The sequence below is a fragment of the uncultured Campylobacter sp. genome (assembly GCF_938040115.1).
Classification (GTDB): domain Bacteria; phylum Campylobacterota; class Campylobacteria; order Campylobacterales; family Campylobacteraceae; genus Campylobacter_A.
Window position 1 is genome coordinate 1 of record NZ_CALHXD010000201.1, and the last position, 2,168, is coordinate 2,168.

General features: G+C 48.9%; 2 protein-coding genes. Both read left to right on the forward strand.

Annotated elements, in window-relative coordinates:
• The first annotated feature begins 160 nt into the window (after window positions 1-160).
• The gene (locus Q0314_RS06890; RefSeq protein WP_004320646.1) at window positions 161-328 is read left to right on the forward strand and encodes a hypothetical protein; all 168 of its coding nucleotides are present in this window, start codon (window positions 161-163) and stop codon (window positions 326-328) included.
• Between the two features lie 9 nt (window positions 329-337).
• Window positions 338-1,894: a disulfide bond formation protein B gene (locus tag Q0314_RS06895; RefSeq protein ID WP_298057749.1), complete on the forward strand. Its 1,557-nt coding sequence runs from the start codon at window positions 338-340 to the stop codon at window positions 1,892-1,894.
• Window positions 1,895-2,168: the final 274 nt, after the last annotated feature.

Here is a 2,168-nt window from a genome sequence, read left to right on the forward strand (position 1 = left end):
TTTATCTTAATCGATCATTTTTTATCCGTTGATATATAGTTTCAAAATACGTATCGCTACAAAAATATATAAATTTTCATAGGTAATATTAAAATTTAAGTAAAATTTTATCCTAGCTGCATTACCATTCAATAACTATTTTCACGATAAGGAGAACGGCATGGAACTACTGATCCTTGTTTTGCTAGCGGCTGCCGTATGGCTAGTGTGGCGAAAGCCCGCGAAAGAAAAAGTTGCCTTTAGGCTCTTTATGATCGGTGCAGGATTGTGCTTTGCGATGTATTTTATCGCGAGTTTTCCTTCCGTATTGCCATTTGGAAGCTATTAGGAGGGCGCTATGCAAAAGAGATTTAACCTACTGATGACCACGGCGGTTTTACTGATCCTTGCTATCCCCGTAGGCATCGCAAACATCTACCTCGGATACGTCGTGGGCGAGAGCCCCTGCACGCTATGCTGGTTCGAGCGCATCGGCATGATCTTAATCGGCGTTTTAGGCATCTTCATCTTGCGCTACGGAGCCAAGATCAAATACGTCTCGGCGGTCTTCATCTGCGCGGCATACGGGCTTTTTATGAGTATCCGCCACACCTCGCTCGACGGCTTTGCGTGGGACGTGGGCATGGGCTTTGGCGACGCGATCTTCGGCGCGCACACCTACACGTGGGGCGCATTCGTGTATTGGGCCGTCGTTTTGGTAATGCCAGTGATGCTGCTTTTTGCGCCGAAAGTGCAAAACCTAGACGAGCAGAGCGAAAGCTTCAACCCCTTTAGCGCATACACGACCGCGATCGTCGCGATCTCGTTCGCCGTCATCGTCTCAAACGCCTTTCAGGCCTTCTTCTCCACGGGCGTTCCGCCTTTTAGCGGCAAAGGCGAGCCCGAGAGGATAAGCTTAAATCTAGCTCAAGCGAGCGATAAATGGACCGCTCAAATTTGGACGAGGCTGCAAAGACCATTTTCGCTTACGGGCAAAAACAAAGTGCAGATGCCGCACATCGCGGGCGCTTTAGAGGAAGGAGCGTTTAAATTTAACGAAAATCCAAACGACGGCGCCGTGAAAAATTTAAAACCCGCCCTTAAGATCAAAAGCAAAAAGCCGCTTGCGTTTAAAGCGACCGGGATCTTCGGTCAAGGAAACGCAGGCGGGCTCGCATACGACGCCGCAAGCGATGAGTTCGCGGTCGTCTCGACGGCTGCGGGAGTGTATTTTCTAGACGGCAGTCTGCAAAACATAACGCACCGCGCGATCCTAGATAAACCAAACGGATACGACATCAGATACAGCGTCGATAGCACCTTTGCAGACGGCAAGCTCATCACGACCGCTTTTAACAAGACCCTTTGGGCGGTGGAAAAAGCGCCGCAGGGCGAGATCGATAAATTTAAAGAGTGGAATACCTTCCGCGAAAGCAGCGGCGGGCTAAAGACCTCGTGGTATAGAGATCGCCCCGTCGTGCTAACCGTCAGGGCAAAAAAGGCCTACGTCCTATCGATCGCAAGCGACCCCGCAAGCGAGTTTATGTATATGTTCTCCGTGCCGAATGAGGTTTCAAAAAAAGTCGTCGTCATCAGGGTCGATAAAAACGATCAAACCCTAAGCGCCGAAAGCGTCCTAAAACCGGACGCAGGGCTTGAGCTAAAAGACGGACGCGATCTAAACGATTACTACATCACCGGTGCCGACGTGAAAAACGGCAAAATTCTAGCGCTTAGCAAAAACTACAACACCCTACTCGTCGTGGACGCAGAGACGATGAGAGCGGTGGATGCCTACGAGCTGCCTGCCATCGGCGATATGCACGCTATCGCGATCAAGGGCGAGTCGCTCTTCATCCTAAGCGTGGAGAGTGGACAGGACGTCGTGTATGAGTTAGAAAGTCCTAACATATAGGGCGCTAGCAACGCAAAAGCATCAAATTTTGGCGTTTTTACGGTTTTTTGTTTTATTCGTCAAATTTGAGCTTCATAGCAAACTATATAAAACGTCAAATTTAGCTTGGAACATGAAATTTACGCTGCAAACCGCCCGTAGCAAGCAGAGACAAATTTAACAAGCGGCGCAAATTTAACCCAAATTTACGCCAAAAATAGCCTAGGCTTTAGCTTTAGCAGGCAAACATACGCCGCCAGCGCGCTTTGTTCTCTTATATAGTTGCGATCTCCGT